This window comes from Paenibacillus sp. 01L418 (genome assembly GCF_056400045.1).
In genome coordinates this window covers 1-1,143 of record NZ_JBFTSN010000780.1, presented here as the reverse complement: position 1 = coordinate 1,143, position 1,143 = coordinate 1, and the positions used below count along the sequence as shown (strand labels likewise).

At 45.8% G+C, this 1,143-nt stretch carries 2 protein-coding genes; both read right to left on the bottom strand.

Features of this window, described 5'->3' with window-relative positions; all coding sequences use genetic code 11:
* Nucleotides 1-637: extracellular solute-binding protein (locus AC1DSE_RS35585; RefSeq protein WP_477529160.1), on the bottom strand; the 637-nt coding region annotated here is incomplete at its 3' end.
* 41 nt (nucleotides 638-678) lie between these two features.
* The coding region (locus AC1DSE_RS35580) for a carbohydrate ABC transporter permease (RefSeq protein WP_477529159.1) at nucleotides 679-1,143 on the bottom strand (465 nt) is incomplete at its 5' end.

Below are 1,143 nucleotides of genomic sequence, written 5' to 3'. Positions count from 1 at the left end.
CTTCTGTTGTCTTAGGCTCTGTTGCCCCAAGAGTTTTCAAGAACTTGCCGTTGTACCACATCGGACCGCGGTACCAGACTGCTGCTAAGTCAACGTTCGGCAGCGCATAAATATGTCCATCTGGCGTGGTGAACGACTTGCGGATGTCCGGATTATCATCAAAGATCTTTTTAATATTTGGCGCGTAGCCTTCATCAATATATTTTTCAAGAGGAATAAGAACACCTTGAGTTCCGTAAGTGACTTGTTCTGCAGGTTTCAGATCCGCTGCATAGAACATATCCGGCAAATCTCCGCTTGCAAATACTAGATTTTTCTTGGTCGCAAAGCTGTCGATCGGGGCGTTCTGGTATTCCAGCTTAATGCCTGTCAGTTTCTCCATCTCTTGTAGTACAGGCATTTTGTTCCAGTCAGCAACGCCAACGTCCTGTGACATCATCTTCAAGGTAATCGGTTTACTGACAACCGGAAACCCTTCTTTGTTAACCCCGTCAGCCGTATTGGACGCGGACGTTTTGGAACCTGTATTGCTGCTATTCGTTTTCTCCTCATTGTTCGGCGAACCACATGCCGCTAATACGGAAGCAAGTAGCGTAATGCTGAGTAACAAAGATGATGCTTTTTTTAGCTTTTTCATCCTAAACCCTCTCCCTTTTTTAAAATTATTTATGAGCAAAATCAGCCCTTAACGGAACCAATCATGACACCTTGCACAAAGTAACGCTGAAGAAATGGATAAACGGCGATAATCGGTGCTGTCGCAACGATAATAACAGCGTATTTGACCAGCGCAGCGATTTCAGCTTTGTTATTAAGAGCTGATGCTGATGAAGCATCAATTACGCCCCCGCCCTGAGCCGACATCTCCTGCAACACAAGAATTTGCCGCAGCACGAGCTGCAAAGGATATTTTGCGGCATCATTCAAATAGATGAGTGCCGAGAAGTAGCTGTTCCAGTTGCCAACACCATAGAACAAAGCCATAACGGCAATGATTGGCATTGACAGCGGCAAAATGATTTTGACGAACAGCCGCAGGTTGGTGCACCCGTCAATTTGGGCAGCCTCTTGCAGTTCTTTTGGTATAGAGGATTGAAAAAACGTGCGCGCTACAATGATGTTCCAGATTGAAGCGGCCGAAGG